The following is a 14,176-nucleotide window of genomic DNA, read 5'->3' as shown; positions in this document are numbered from 1 at the left end:
CTCGCGACCTATTTCAGAACCTCTACTTGGTACGGGAAGGTGAAGGATCGCAGTGCCTCCCGAATATCATGTTCATCATCCGCGCTCGCGACGATTCTGATCGTCCCGCCGCCAATGCCATCTTCCCGCAGTTCGATCGACGTAGGACCGATATTCGCGGCCTCGAGAATATCTCGAGTCACCAGAACAGACTCCTTATGGCGAAGCGTCGGCTTGTGGATCTTTCCGACCGAGGTCAAAGGGAGCGCATCGAGAATCGTGATCGCTTTCGGCATCGCCGCACGCTCTCCAATGTTCCGAGCGACATGTGCCAGCAAGCGCGTCTCGTCGACCGATGCACCGCTGCGCAGTTGCACATAGGCGACGGGCAACTCTCCCACGCGTGCATCCGGCCGGCCGACAGCGGCCGCAAGTGCGACATCGGGATGTGTATAAAGGGCTTCCTCGATGATCGCGGGATCGATGTTATGGCCGCCGCGGATGATCAGATCCTTGGCCCGTCCCGTGAGCCATAGATAACCATCTTTGTCGAGTTTGCCGAGATCGCCGGTGTTAAGCCATTTGCGCCTGTCTCCGAGGTCCACCCATGCCCGCCCGTTATGTTTGTCGTCCAGGTACCCGGAAAAGATGTTCGGACCTGCAATCGCGACCACACCGATCTCATCGGCAACGGCATCTCGAACATAGCCGCCGCTTTCGTCGAGAATCATCGTTCGAATTTCCTGAGCCGGGAGTGGAAGCCCGACCGAGCCGGGACGATGCTCGCCATCGATCGGATTGAGCGAGGCCACGCAGCAAGACTCCGTCAGCCCATATCCCTCGGAGATGGATATCCGGCATGTTTGTTCGAAGCGTTGGAGAACCTCGGCGGAGAGCGGTGAAGCCCCGCAGATGGCGAACCGGAATGAGGACAGGTCATATCCGGCACTGGGATGTTCGAGCAGCGAGACCAAGAGCGTCGGCACCGCGCTGAAGGCCGTCACGCGGTGCTGTTCGACGATTTCCCAAAATCGCGGAATAAGATCGCGCGTCCGATATCCCTGCGGCGTCCCCAGCAGAACCGAGGCGCCGACAAAGAACGGCACCAATCCCGTTATGATTACGGCGTTCACGTGAAAAAGCGGAAGGCCGCAAAACAGCACCGATTCCTTATTGAGAGCCGGCCCCAGCATACGGCGCGTCATCCACACATTTGCCACCACCTGTCCGTGTCTGCGAACCGCGATCTTGGGCAGCCCGGTGGTGCCGCCGGTGCAGAAATACGAGGCCACGTCGTCGGGCGTTATCTTGCGGCCGCTCTCAAGCCGATCCGCGCGCGAAGCGGAGAACATTTTCATGAAGTCGTGTATGCCGACGCGGCCGGAGAGCGATTGGAACCGGGCGCGCCGTTGTTCGTCATGAACCGAATCCGCGTGCGAGATCAGGACCACGTTCTCGATCGTCGGCGCCTTGGCTACCGCATCGATCACCTTGCCGATCAATTCGGGATCGTAACCGACCGTAACAAGCAGTTTCGCCTGCGCCGCCACCAGCAAGGCGGCGATGGCATTTGTCTCCAGGAGGGGGTTGAGCGGCATGGCGATGCCCGCCGCTTCCGCGCCCCACAGCACCAGGTGTGTTTCCGGCACGTTCGGCAACAGCAGCGCGACCACGTCGCCGGTTCCGATGCCAAGAGTTCGGAACATGTTCGCCGCGCGGGTAGCACCCTGGAAGAGCTCGCGATAGCTCAAGGTCTGCGTCTGCCTATGCGTTTCGACCGAGTCGAAGTACGAGATCGCGACCCGGTCCCCATGCGCCGCGGCCGAGCGGCGAAGGAGGTCATAGCTGCTTTCTGGAAGATCGTCGGGAAGCCCGTGCTCTCCGATCGAGCGAACATTGGCCAAGGTCAGAACCGGCTGCCCCGCCGCGTTTGATTCACCATCCGCATTGCGCGTGAAATCTGCTTTGCCGACGCCTCTGAAGCTGGAGCTGATGCCGGTCAAAGGTGATCTCCTGATCGTCGCATTTGAATTGCTGGGACGGTATCCGGCCGTGAACCGGTACTGATGACCACAGTAACTTGCGAGACGCATCGTGTAAACGTTTACACATGCCCCGGAATGGCGCATCGCCAAATCGCACGAAGGGGCCCGATTCAAGGGGGTGCGGATTCTTGCCGGAGACGGGTCGCCTTGTTATTCAAGGCGGACATTGCGACGCTCGCCCGAGATTGCTGTCGCGCGTTCCGGCGTTGCGACGTGTCGTGATCTTGGTGCTTGGCAGGCGACCCCGCGGACATATTTCAGAGGCATCGGGAATGGCGAAGAAACGCGGCACCAGAGTCAACTCGCTCGATGTCGCGCGTCTTGCCGGTGTTTCCATCGCGGCGGTCAGTCGCGCGTTTACCACGGGCAGCAGCATCTCGCCGAAGCTGGCGGAAAAAGTCCACACCGCCGCCCGGCAACTCAATTATGTCCCGAACAGCCTCGCCAGCAGCCTCGTCACGCAAAGGACGAATATCGTAGCGCTGATGCTGCCGGGCCTCGGCAATCAGGTCTATGCCGCCATGCTGGCGGAGGCCAGCCGCCGGGTGGAGGAAGTCGGCAAGCAGCTTCTTCTGTTCACGCCCCTCACGGAAAAAGACTTCGACCGCTCTTTGCAGAGGATGTTGGAATATCGCGTGGACGCGATCGTGATCGCCGCAGCTTCCATTTCGAGCCGTATGGCCGTGCTCTGCCTCGGCCGGGACGTCCCGGTCGTGATGTTGGGCCGTCACGTGCCAAATCTTCCCGTGCATAGCGTGCGCGGCAATGCCGAGGATGCCGGCGTGAAGGCGGCGGAGCTGTTGCTCGCGGGCGGCGGCAAGCGGTTTGGAATCATCTCGGGCTCTCAAACCCTCACGACGCTTGCCGAGCGGCAGCAGGCGATATTGCGCCGGTTGCGGCAGACGGACGATGCGCGCGATGTGCCCATTGTCGACGGCAAGCTGACGTATGAAGGCGGGTACCAGGCCGCCATGGAAATTTTGGCGCGAAAAAACCCTCCGGATTCGATCTTCGGCCTCACCGACATCATGGCAATCGGCGCGATGGATGCCATTCGCCATGAGTTGCGCTTGCGCATACCGCAGGATGTCGCCGTTGTCGGTTTCGATGACATCCCTGAGGCGGCGCAGGCCAGCTACCGCTTGACTACCCTGCGCACGCCGGTCCGGCAGATGGTCGACCATATGATGGCGCTCATCGCGCCGGAGGCCGCACTGGAAGAGCCTCAGACGATCTTGATCGATGCAGAGTTGATCCTGCGCGATTCGACGCGACCTGTTCGGGCTGTGCCGTCCGCTCGGCGCCGCATCCGCGCCTGAAACGGCGCACCGTCCCAGCTTCAACCGAACGGCTCTTGCGCCTGCGGGTACGAAGTGATATCGGTTTTGTAAATATATACAAAAAAAGAAGGGGAGGGCATGCAATGAAAAATGGTCCTTGGTATGTCGCGTTGGCGTCCTTGTTCGCGCTGATGGCGACCGGTGCGCGCGCGCAGGATTTGGCCGTCGCGGCGCAGCCCGGCGAAGCGTCCCATCCGCCCAAAAAGGCCGAGACGACCGGCATCGAGACGATCGTCGTTACGGCGACCCGGCGCGACGAACGTCTGCACGACATACCGGCGCAAGTCAGCGCGCTGAGCGGCGACACGCTGAAGAAACTGAACGCAAAGAACGTCGTCGACTTTGCGGCACTTACGCCCGGCTTGAGTTTCGAGTCGAGCTCGCCCGGCACGAACCTCGTTGCCATTCGCGGCGTGACCACCGGTCAAGCCCAGTTGAACAGCGCCGTCGGACTCTACCTCGACGATGTGCCGCTCGGGTCGAGCACGCCGAACGGCGCCGGCGCTTTCACCCCGAATATCGGTTTGTTCGACCTCAACCGAATTGAAGTGTTGAACGGCCCGCAAGGAACATTGTTCGGCGCCAACGCGCTCGGCGGAACGCTGCGCTATATCACCGACGCTCCCAACCTCGATTCATTTTCGGGTATCGCGGAAGCAGAGGGCGCATATACGGATGATAAGGGCGGCGGGAGCGGGGCGCTGCGCGGTGCGCTCAATGTGCCGATCATCGACGGGCGACTTGGATTCCGTGCCGAAGGAGTCGATGAATATGATGCCGGATATATCGATGATCCGGACCATGGCCGGCACAATTTGGGAGACGCCCGCACCTATCAGGGGCGTGCCTCGCTGCTTTTCCAGATCGATGACGATTTCAGCGTTCAGTTGAACGGCTTTGGCCAGAAGGTGCAAAGCAACGGCCTGGCCGCCGCCTATATGGACCCCGTGACGGGCAAGCCGGTCCAGGGACCCTACGAAATCTCCTCGGCGGTCCCTCAGCCCTCACAGGTCGAGCTTTATCTGGGCAGCGCCGTCGTAAACGGCGACCTTCATTGGGCGAAGCTGACGTCCATCACGGCATGGCAACACAGCCAGCTTCATGACGACTCCGATCTGTCCGTGGCCTATGGCGCGGTCCTCGGTGCCGTATTCGGGCCGGCCGCCATTCAGCCCTATGTTCTGCGGGTCAATGCCTGGACGGACCGCTTCACGCAGGAAATACGCCTCACCTCGGAGTCGGACCAAGCCTTCGAATGGATCGTGGGTGCGTTCTATTCGTCCGAGCAGACGTTTCAGTCGGACAATATCCTGAACGAGGCCGATCCGAACGGATTTCTCTTTGGTTTGCCGATCGGGCAGTTCCTGCTGCCGAGCAAGTCGCGCGACATTGCCCTCTACGGTGACGGCACGTACCATTTCAGCGACCAACTCGATGCGACGGTCGGCATTCGATACAACTGGAACGATCAGGTCTTCACCTCGCATGGGTCGGGAGCTCTGGTGAATCCCGCCAACCCGTTCGGCACATTGTCGGTGACCGGAAAATCGAACGACCAGGTCGCGACATATCTGTTCAATCTGCGCTATCGGCCGACCGAAGACACCATGATCTATGGCCGGATCGCGAACGGCTATCGGCCGGGCGGTCCAAACCTGATCACGGGCGGCGCGGGAAGCGGCAATGCATCGTTTCAGCCGGATCGGCTTTGGAACTACGAGCTTGGTCTTCGCCAAAACTTCGGCGATGGCGGCAGCTTTGTGAATCTCAGCGCCTATCACATCGACTGGTCCGACATTCAGCAGGTCACGAATATCGGCGGCGTCAATCAGTTGATCAACGCGGGGAACGCCCGGATAAATGGCGTTGAAGCGTCGGCCTCGGTTCATATCCTCTCGGGCCTCAACGTGGATGCCGCGGCCGCATACACGGATGCGAAGCTGAACGATCCGACACCCATATTGGGGATCGGCTACCCTGGCGCGCGCCTGCCGCTGACCGCGCATTTCACGTTCACCGCCGCACCCCGTTATGATTTCGAACTCGGCAACGCGTTCACCGGCAGCGCGATTTTGGCCTTCCGATATGTGGGCGACCGCACCGCGGGATACGCCGGCAGCGCCGTCGAGCCGCTTTACAAATTGCCGTCCTACGAAACGGTGGATCTGGATCTGTCTCTGCGAAACGCGGCGGGGTGGGAGCTGGACCCGTATCTCAAGAACATCTTCGACGCACGCGGCCAGATTTCCGCGAACACGGTAACCAACCAGTACGTTCCTTCGGCGCCCGTGCCGGTGGTGATCGAACAGCCGCGAACCGTGGGCATCGTGCTGAGAAAAGAATTTTAGGGCGGACCGAAATGGTCACATCGGGTTCGATATGAGCGACGCAGCGATCCGGCCGGACGTCCGTGCCTTCCTGGAGAACCTGTCCAGGACACCGCTGGCGCGGCTGGAGGAACTCGGTGTGGAAGGCGCGCGCGCTCTTTCGAAAGAGATTCGCGCCGCGCGCGGGGCCGCCGACCAAAGCGGCGTGATCGTGCGGGACGTTTGCGCGCCATCCGCATGGGGAAAGATCGGCTTGCGATGTTACGAGGCGGAAGGCGAGCCCGCGAGCGGACCCATGATCGCGTATTTCCACGGCGGCGGCTTCGTGCTCGGCGATCTGGATTCGCACCATGATTTGTGCCTCGCCATGGTCCGCGCCTTGCGGCTTCCCGTCGTCTCGGTGGATTACCGGCTGGCGCCCGAACACCCGTGGCCTGCGGCGCCGGATGACGCGGAAGCCGCGGCGCGTTGGATCGCCGCGAACGCCTTGGACGCGCTCGGCCTGAGGGCGACCGGGCTGGTCCTCGCCGGGGATAGCGCGGGTGCGAATTTGGCCGCGGTCACCGCACATGCGCTGGTGGCGCGACCGGCGGCGATACCGCTTTTCGCGCAATTCCTGATCTATCCATGCGTAACACCGCGGCGGGCGACGCGCTCCCTGACGGAAAACGGCGAAGGATTTTTCCTGACGCGCGCCGCGATTGCGTGGTTCGAGGCCAATTATCGCGCGCCATCGGATGACCCGCGCTTCAATCTGCTGGCGTTCGATCAATCGGGCATGCCGCCGACGCTGCTCGTGACCGCGAGCCTCGATCCGCTGCGGGACGAGGGACGGCGCTATGCCGGAACGCTCATCGAGGCCGGTGTCCCCGTCATCTTCCAGGAAGCGTTCGGCAACATCCACGGATGTTTCGGCATGATCGCCGCCATACCGTCGTCGTCGAAGGATATGGACAGGGCGTTCGAAGCCTTCCGCTCGCTCATCTCCGAAGCCGCGCCGCCGCGCGCTATGGCTCGGACATCCGCCAAATAGGTTTTTCTCTTGCCGGAGACTTCGCATGGACATTGTATTGCCGCCGAAGATTGCGGAGAGAAGCGACGTCGCTCGGGTCTTCAGGCATCTTGCCGAATTGCTCCTGACGCCGCCTCCGCCCGGGACAGCCGATCCCATCGCCTTCATGCGGAAGAATATCGAGCGCTACGGAAGCCTGGAACCCGTGGCCGGAGTCGACGGCGTGGACATCCAGCCCGTTTCCGCGGCAGGCGTGCCGGCCGAATGGCTCCTCCCGGCGGAATGGAAATCCGGACCGAGTGCCCGGCTCGTTTATCTTCACGGCGGCGGCTGGGCCGCGGGAAGTATTGAGTCCCACCGTCCTTTGGCCGCTTCGCTCGCCAAACAACTTGGCCATCCCGTCTTGCTGGTCGGCTATTCCCTCGCGCCGGAGCGGCCTTTCCCAGCGGCGCTGCAAGATTGCGCGAAAGTCCTGGCGTGGGCCCGAACGTCTGGCCCCGACGGGGCAAGCCCAACGCATTGCCTTGGCCTTGCGGGCGACTCGGCGGGTGGAAACATCGCCGCCGCGACGGTCGTGAAGACCATCGAAGAAGGTGGCGAGCGGCCGGATCGGCTGCTGCTTCTGTCCGCCTCGCTGGATCTTTCGCCGCAACCGGGTCGCGCGGACATCGTCGATCCGATGGTCGATCCGTCTCTGCAGGAGCCGGCCTTCCAGGGAATCCTGGCTCTGTATGTCCAGGGAAAATCGACGGCAGCGGATCCGCTGGTTTCACCGCTCCGCGCGTCCGACGAGACGCTCGCCAAATTCCCACCGACACTGCTTCAGGTCAGCAGCAACGAGTTTTTGCTGTGGGACGCCCAGCAATTCGCGCGAAGGCTGGTCACTAACGGCGTACGCGCCGGCTTGAGCGTATGGCCTGGGATGCCACACGTCTGGCAGCTTTTTCAGTTTCTGCCGGAAAGTGCAGAGGCCCTCGCGGAAGCCGCAGCGTTCCTGGGTGCCGGGGCGCTGCAAGTCTGAAAGCGGGTCGCCACTGCAGGAGTATTTTTTCCACGGAGATATTTGAGAAATTCCCCCGACCTTGATCCGGGTCAGCACGATCGCGGCGCTCCTTCACGACAATGAGAAGTTCGCCAACCGGCTCGAAAAGGCAGGCGCCGCTCGCCGTGGCGCCCAGTTCGGCGCGCGCCGGTGCGACATGGGAATTTTCGATGACGGCTTCAGGTCAAGGGCTCTTCGGCCGTCGGAGGTCGTCAGTCCCTTGTCCGACTGTCACGTGCGGTTCTGTAGCCCAGCCGCTCCCTCAGCCGCGGGATGGCGAAGTCCAGGAACACGCGCAGCTTCAGCGGTGTCTGGCGCTGGCTCGGGTAGATGATGCTGGCCGGGAGCGGGGCCGGCTCATAAGCTTCCAGCACAGGCGTCAGCGCGCCGGTCCGCACGAGGTCGTCGATGAGATAGGAAAGCGCGCGGGCGATCCCGATGCCGTCCACGGCGGCGGCGACGGCGGCCTCCCCCAGGTTCACCGAAAGGCGGGATGCGACCGCGATCGTCTGCGGCGGGCCTTCGCCGAAGAACTGCCAGTGGCGCGCCGTCGCATGACCCTCGTGAACCACGCAGTCGTGCTTCTCGAGATCCGCCGGTTTCTTCGGCGTGCCCCGCCGCTCCAGATAGGCTGGGCTGGCGCACAGGGTGACGCGGATCAGCCCTACGCGCGCGGCCATCAAGCTGCTGCTGTCGGCCAGCTCGCCGATGCGGATGGCGAGGTCGACATGCTCTTCGACGAAGTTCACGTGTCGGTCCGTGAGCTGCAGCCGAATCTGGATGTCCGGAAACGCCTCAAGGAATTCCTCGACGACAGGCAGGACATGGCTGCGCCCCATCACGGCGGGCGCGCTGATGATCAATTCGCCTTGGGGGGCGCGGTACTCGCCGGACGCCGTGCGTTCGGCCTCCGTGATCTCCTCCAGGATGTGGCGGCACGACGCGACATAGCCGCGCCCGGCGTCGGTCAGGGCCAGCTTGCGATGACCCCGGTGGAACAGCCGGATGTTCAGATGCGCCTCCAGTTCGGATATGCGCCGGCTGACCGTGGCCAAAGGAATCCTCAATCGGCGGCTTGCCGCCGAGAGGCTTCCCGTATCGGCAGCGGTTACCAGAACGGTCATGGCTTCGAGACGGTCCATCCGGCCTTCCGGATTTGGGAGGATCAATCTTGAAACTAGGCACTACGAGCCCGGATTGGAACCATTTACGTTGCCTGGGATCGTGGTTCCCGCAGTTGGCGGGGCCGTCATTGCAGGAATTGGCTGGCCATGGCTGCGCTCGAAGACGATTTCCGGTCGAGACTGCGGGACGCATCCGGCAGGGCTGCCTTCAACACCTGGCTTGGCCTGGAAGTCGACCAAGCCAGCGAAGGCGAGGTCGAACTCAGTCTCCGTTGGCGGCCGGAGTTCGGACAGTACAGTGGCTATCTCCATGCCGGCATCATCTCGGGGCTGATCGACACGGCCTGCGGCTTTGCCGCCTCGACCCTGTCCGGCCGGGTGCTGGCGTCGCAACTGTCCGTCCGTTTCCTAAGGCCGGCTGTCGCCGATGTCTTCGTCGTCAGGGGAAAGGTGGTCAAGCCCGGCCGCCAGCAGATCTTCGCATGCGGCGAACTCTGCGCCCGCGGCGCGCCCGACAAGCTCCTGGCCGTCGGCGACGCCATCCTCGTCCCGGTCGCCTAGGGGCCTCGCTAATCCTTCCAGGATTGGAAGGTCATCTCTCAAACCTCGACACTACTGCTGGAGTTTGGAAGGGCCTACATCCCAGCAAGCATGAGACCCAACCATGCAGCAAGGCGGGAATGTGATGAAGGCTATCCAGTATCAGTCCTTTGGCGATTACAACGAAAACCGCCTGGTTGATCTGCCGCGTCCCGTGCTTCGCGACGGCGAAGTGCTCGTCGAAATGCGCGCCGTCGGGGTCAACCCGTTGGACAACACATTCCGGTCGGGACACATCTTCTTTGCGACGCCGGCGAACCTGCCCCGCGTGGGCGGCCAGTCTGGTGCCGGCATCGTGGCCGAGACCAAGAGCGATGCTTTCAAGATCGGCGATCGCGTCTTCGTAGCCGCGCCCGGCCTCGGCCTCATGGTCGATGGCACTTGGCGCGAGTTCGTGGCCGCGCCGGCGGCAAGCCTGTCGCTCATTCCTGACCGGATCGACGACGACCACGCCGCGGCCTACCTCGCCGGCGCAGGATACCTGACGGGCTATCTGGCGCTGACGGAGCTCGCGAAGTTCAAGCCGGGGCAGTCTGTCCTGGCGCCCGCGATCGGCGGCGCCGTCGGCATGGAGACCGTTCAGGTCGCCCGCCGTCTCGGCGCCTCCCTCGCGATCTCGACGGCCGGGAACACCGAGAAGGCCGAACGCGCGCGTGCGGCCGGGTATGAGCACGTCATCGATCTCTCCAAGGAGAGCCTCAAGGACGGGGTCCTGCGCGTCACGGACGGCAAGGGCGTCGATGTCATCGTCGACGGGGTCAGCGGAAAATTGACCGGTCCGGCGCTGGCGTCGCTGGCCTCCGGCGGCACCTATGTCATCGCGGGCTACGCCGGCGGACGCGAGGCGGAGGTCAACGTCACCGACATCATCTGGAAGGCGGCGACCATCCGCGGGTTCACGTTCCGGCTCTTCGCGCCGCAGACGGTTGCGGCCGCCAGCGCGACTCTCGCCGGCTTCCTGAAGGACGGGACGCTCCAGCCCACGATCGCCAAGGTCTTCCCAATGTCTGAGGCGCCCGAAGCTGTCCGCTTCCTGATCGAGGAACGCCCCTTCGGCCGGGTGATCATGAATCCGCAGCGCTGATTGTGCAGCGCGCCAACATCCGCCAACCGCATCGAGGGACCTCTGGCATGGCCAGCTTCAACTTCACGGTCGAGGAGGGCATCGCGACGCTGCTCCTCTCCAATCCGCCGCAGAACCGGCTCAACAGCGCCACCTCGGCAGACTTTCGCGCGGCGGTGGAAAGGATCCAGGCGGACGACAGCATCCGCGCCCTGGTCATCCGGGCGGAAGGCGACAACTTCAGCTATGGCGGCGACATCAGCACTTGGCTCGATGTCGACCCCGCTGCGATTGGCGCCAATATCGCCGAAGGGCTCCACGGGCTTCGCGCGTTCGAAGCGCTTCGGGTGCCGGTGATCTCCGCGGTCCAGGGCATTTGCCTTGGCGGCGCGTTCGAGATCGTGCTGCGCACCGACATTATTGTCGCCGCGGAGAATGCGCGGTTCGGCCACTCCGAGCAGACGCTCGGGCTCATCACCCTCATGGGCGGCGTTCAGAGAGTCGCCGAGCGCGCCGGCCGGGCGCGGGCTCTTCGCTGGGCCATGACCTCGGAGCGCGTGCCCGCGCGGGAAATGCTGGAAGCGGGCGTGATCACCGAGGTCGTCCCGGACGACCGGCTGGTCGCCGTGGCTTACGAATGGGCCCGGCGGCTCGGCAAGGGACCGACGCTCGCCCACGCCGCCCACAAGAAGATGCTGAGCGCCTGGTCGAACGGCGGCGTGGCTGCGGCCGACACGGTTATCCCGGAACTGGCCGAACAACTCTGGAAGACGGAAGACGCCCGCCGTGGGATCGCTTCCGCGCAGGACGCCATCCGCCGCGGCGTGGAGCGTCCCGTCCTCGACTTCGACGGCCGTTGAAGGCGGCGTTCGTCGCGACAGCGGCGCGGTGGCTAGGAGCGTGCGCCCGCGCGCGTGCCATCGCGCCGGGCGCTTAGTGAACCTCCGTCCTGTACATGCCATCCAGCGCGGCACATACGTCCGTCGACAGCGGGAGCTGCGCCGCCGCCAAGTTCTCGCGGAGATGTTCGACGGATGACGTGCCGGGAATCAGAAGGATATTGGGCGCGCGACGCAGGAGCCAGGCAAGCGCGACCTGCATCGGCGTTGCGCCGATCTCGTTCGCCACGTCCGACAAGCTCGACGATTGCAGCGGTGTAAAGCCGCCGAGCGGGAAGAACGGAACATAGGCGATGCCCATATCCGTCAGTTCGTCGATGAACGCGTCGTCGCCGCGCTGGATGAGATTGTAGTGATTTTGCACGCAGGCAACCTTGGCGATGCCGCGCGCCTGTTTGACCTGGGCGGACGTCACGTTGCTGAGGCCGAGATGCCGGATGAGGCCTTGCGTCTGCAGATCGGCAAGCGCAGCGAACGGTTCCTCGACCGATCCTTCGCTGGGCTCGTGGACGCGTCCCATGACGCGCAGGTTGACGACGTCGAGCGTGTCGACGCCCAGGTTCCGCAAATTGTCGTGGACGGCGCGTGTGAGGTCCGCGGGTGTCATCGCCGGGTTCCATGACGCATCGCTTCCGCGCACCGCGCCGACCTTGGTCACGATCACAAGGTCTTTCGGATAGGGGTGAAGCGCCTCGTGTATGATCTGATTGGTGACATGCGGGCCGTAAAAGTCGCTGGTGTCGATGTGGTTCACCCCGCTCGCGACGGCTTCGCGCAGCACGGCAACTGCCGCCGCGCGATCTTTCGGCGGCCCGAACACGCCGGGCCCGGCAAGCTGCATGGCGCCATAGCCCATGCGGTTTACGGTGCGGTCTCCAAGAGAAAACGTGCCGGCGGCGATGAGATCGGTCATTTCAATTCTCCGATTGGGTGCAAGCGCATTATGCGAAGGCAGATCACCATGGGATCGTTTCGTTTTCCCGGCGTGTGAGCATACCAGTCGGGCCTTCCCGGCCAAGCCGTGCGACGCGCACCGCCTCGCGGGTCGGCCACGGACGGCCTTTCAACGGCCTGATTGGGTTTCGGTGATTCCAGGATCTCTGCGACGTGGTGGCCTATTCTCTGATGCCCGAGACTCTCGCGGAATTGCGATCTTGCATCCGAAACCCGTCTTGGGCGTTTACCGCCGGCTATCCTTGGATGATCGTCATGAACCGCCCCTTGAACGGCCAGGCCGAACGAAGCCGCTCGCCCTGGACGCCTGCGCCGCAGGTCGACGCACCGCCGCTCGACACCAGCCGCCCCGTCGACCTGATCGTGGTCGGAGCGGGCATGGCGGGTCTTTCGGTCGCCTATGAAGCGCTGCGGCGCGGGCGGGAGGTGACCGTTCTGGATCGCGGACAGCTCGCAAGCGGGATGACGGCCCGCACCACCGCCCATCTGGCATCTGCGCTGGACGACCGCTTCTACGAGTTCATCGCGTTGCGCGGCCTCGAGGATGCGAAGCTTCTCTATGCGAGTCTGACGGCGTCGATCGACCGGATCGAGCAGATCGCCCGGACCGAAAGCATCGATTGCGATTTCGCGCGGTGCGACGGCTATCTCTTTCTCGGTGAGGGCGACGACAAGGACGTTCTGGAGAAGGAATTCGAAGCCTGCCGGCAGATCGGATTCAAAGGCATCGGCTGGGCCGATCGGGCGCCGATGCCCGGTGTCGACACCGGCCGCTGCCTGCGCTTCGAGAACCAGGCGCGTGTCCACCCGCTCAAATATCTGGATGGGCTGATCCGGGCCCTCCAGCACGGCGGCGCACGCCTGCACGCCTTCACGGCGATCGACAGCATCGTCCAGAGCGAGATCGGCGTCACCGTGGCGACGCGCAACGGCCACAAGATCGTGGCGCGGGACGTCGTCGACGCCACCAACGCACCGATTGCCGGCCGGCTGACATTGCAAACCAAGATGGCGCCCTATCGCAGCTATGCGATCGCGCTTTCTGTACCCAAGGGCGCCGTCACCGATGCGCTCTACTGGGATACGCTGGACGCCTATCACTATGTTCGCCTGCAGCCAGGCGAAGCGAGCGACCTGTTGATCGTCGGCGGCGAAGATCACAAGACCGGCGAAGCCGACGATGCGGACAGCCGTTTCGCAGCTTTGGAAGCCTGGGCGCGGGCGCGCTTTGCGCATCTGGGCGATATCACCCACAGATGGTCCGGACAGGTGCTGGAGCCCTACGATTTCGCCGGCTTCGTCGGGCGCGATCCCGACAACGATCATATCTATTTCGTCACCGGCGATTCCGGCCAGGGCATCACCAACGGCGCGGTGGCGGGCCTGCTCCTTCCGTCGCTGTTCGACGGCGCTCGGCACCCTTGGCAGGATTTGTACGATCCGGCGCGGGTGACGCTCAAAGGCGCGGGCGCCTACATCGCAGAGAATTCGACCGCCGCAAAAAACATGACGGAGCATCTTGGCGGCCCATTGCGGGATTCGGCGGACGCGTTGAAGCCGGGTGAGGGCGGCCTGGTGCGCGACGGGGCGAGGACGATCGGTGCGTTCCGCGACGAGCAGGGCGGACTGCACAAGGTCTCGGCCACCTGCACGCATGCCGGCTGCGTGGTGCATTGGAATTCGCTGGAACGGTGCTGGGACTGTCCTTGCCACGGCTCGCATTTCGGGATCGATGGCGAGGTGCTCAACGCGCCCGCGACGTCGCCGTTGGACAGGATTCCCTAGCAGGGG

General features: G+C 63.6%; 11 protein-coding genes. 8 read left to right on the top strand and 3 right to left on the bottom strand.

Annotated features, from left to right (window positions below; translation table 11 throughout):
• Positions 1-8: 8 nt before the first annotated feature.
• A complete protein-coding gene (locus WDM91_11880) occupies positions 9-1,982 on the bottom strand; it encodes an acyl-CoA synthetase (protein MEI9995286.1) in 1,974 nt (657 codons plus the stop codon).
• A 314-nt stretch (positions 1,983-2,296) separates the two neighbouring features.
• On the opposite strand from WDM91_11880, the gene WDM91_11875 reads away from it, so the two are divergent.
• From WDM91_11875 to WDM91_11860, 4 genes are all read left to right on the top strand, one after another.
• Entirely contained in the window at positions 2,297-3,343 is a 1,047-nt protein-coding gene (locus WDM91_11875; protein MEI9995285.1) for a LacI family DNA-binding transcriptional regulator, read from the top strand.
• 104 nt (positions 3,344-3,447) lie between these two features.
• Complete coding sequence (locus WDM91_11870) at positions 3,448-5,712, top strand: TonB-dependent receptor (GenBank protein ID MEI9995284.1); 2,265 nt, start codon at positions 3,448-3,450, stop codon at positions 5,710-5,712.
• A 31-nt stretch (positions 5,713-5,743) separates the two neighbouring features.
• The gene (locus WDM91_11865; GenBank protein ID MEI9995283.1) at positions 5,744-6,724 is read left to right on the top strand and encodes an alpha/beta hydrolase; all 981 of its coding nucleotides are present in this window, start codon (positions 5,744-5,746) and stop codon (positions 6,722-6,724) included.
• A 25-nt stretch (positions 6,725-6,749) separates the two neighbouring features.
• Complete coding sequence (locus tag WDM91_11860; protein MEI9995282.1) at positions 6,750-7,724, top strand: alpha/beta hydrolase; 975 nt, start codon at positions 6,750-6,752, stop codon at positions 7,722-7,724.
• Positions 7,725-7,957: 233 nt separating this feature from the next.
• Here WDM91_11860 and WDM91_11855 read toward each other — a convergent pair whose 3' ends face one another.
• Positions 7,958-8,887 carry a LysR family transcriptional regulator gene (locus WDM91_11855; GenBank protein MEI9995281.1) on the bottom strand — a complete coding sequence of 310 codons (930 nt, stop codon included), beginning with the start codon at positions 8,885-8,887 and terminating at the stop codon, positions 7,958-7,960.
• Positions 8,888-9,016: 129 nt separating this feature from the next.
• Here WDM91_11855 and WDM91_11850 point away from each other — a divergent pair, with 129 nt between their 5' ends.
• The 3 genes from WDM91_11850 to WDM91_11840 all read left to right on the top strand — a co-directional run bounded on the left by WDM91_11850 (position 9,017) and on the right by WDM91_11840 (position 11,392).
• A complete protein-coding gene (locus WDM91_11850) occupies positions 9,017-9,430 on the top strand; it encodes a PaaI family thioesterase (protein MEI9995280.1) in 414 nt (137 codons plus the stop codon).
• A 124-nt stretch (positions 9,431-9,554) separates the two neighbouring features.
• A complete protein-coding gene (locus tag WDM91_11845; protein ID MEI9995279.1) occupies positions 9,555-10,553 on the top strand; it encodes a zinc-binding alcohol dehydrogenase family protein in 999 nt (332 codons plus the stop codon).
• A gap of 47 nt (positions 10,554-10,600) precedes the next feature.
• On the top strand, positions 10,601-11,392 hold the full coding sequence (locus WDM91_11840) for an enoyl-CoA hydratase/isomerase family protein (GenBank protein ID MEI9995278.1): 792 nt from the start codon (positions 10,601-10,603) through the stop codon (positions 11,390-11,392).
• A 73-nt stretch (positions 11,393-11,465) separates the two neighbouring features.
• Here WDM91_11840 and WDM91_11835 read toward each other — a convergent pair whose 3' ends face one another.
• The gene (locus tag WDM91_11835) at positions 11,466-12,449 is read right to left on the bottom strand and encodes an aldo/keto reductase family oxidoreductase (GenBank protein ID MEI9995277.1); all 984 of its coding nucleotides are present in this window, start codon (positions 12,447-12,449) and stop codon (positions 11,466-11,468) included.
• 191 nt (positions 12,450-12,640) lie between these two features.
• Between WDM91_11835 and WDM91_11830 the strand changes: the two genes are divergently transcribed.
• Complete coding sequence (locus WDM91_11830; GenBank protein MEI9995276.1) at positions 12,641-14,170, top strand: FAD-dependent oxidoreductase; 1,530 nt, start codon at positions 12,641-12,643, stop codon at positions 14,168-14,170.
• Positions 14,171-14,176 lie beyond the last annotated feature (6 nt).

Source organism: Rhizomicrobium sp. (assembly GCA_037200385.1).
GTDB lineage: Bacteria > Pseudomonadota > Alphaproteobacteria > Micropepsales > Micropepsaceae > Rhizomicrobium.
The sequence above is the reverse complement of the archived record's forward strand: the minus strand, read 5'-3'. Positions and strand labels throughout refer to the sequence as shown.